The sequence below is a fragment of the Leptospira chreensis genome (assembly GCF_016919165.1).
Taxonomy (GTDB): Bacteria; Spirochaetota; Leptospiria; order Leptospirales; family Leptospiraceae; genus Leptospira_A; species Leptospira_A chreensis.
In genome coordinates this window covers 1-384 of the sequence record NZ_JAFFPS010000068.1, presented here as the reverse complement: position 1 = coordinate 384, position 384 = coordinate 1, and the positions used below count along the sequence as shown (strand labels likewise).

The window sequence follows — 384 nt, the reverse complement described above, 5'->3', positions numbered from 1 at the left end:
TCAATGCAAACGCGGAGATGAACAAGGTTATATTGATAATGCACTAAGAGAAAGAAATAGTTGGTGTTCAATCTTTCTTCTTCAGATTAGCGATGTATCTACTACAAGAACTTCAGGTATAGAAAAACTTACCTTGACACAATGTTTGCTTGCACAAGAATTTTTAAATAAATGCGAAAATCAAACTACTTTACGACTAGGGAATGACGATATCAAATAAATCCGAAAAATCATTAGAGACAAAAGTTTAACTCAAAATTTCAATAACAATAAATAACGTCGCATAACAGCGGGGAAACGCTTCGCCTCGGCACAAGGCCTCGCTTGGGCTGCGCCACATTTCCCTTCTGTCACTCGTTTGCATCCGCAAACTCCGTGCCAGTC

1 protein-coding gene is annotated in these 384 nt (G+C 38.8%); it reads left to right on the top strand.

What is annotated here, in order from left to right:
- Positions 1 to 220 (top strand): hypothetical protein (locus JWG41_RS17955; RefSeq protein ID WP_205271190.1); only part of this gene is annotated, 220 nt, incomplete at its 5' end.
- Between the last annotated feature and the right edge of the window lie 164 nt (positions 221 to 384).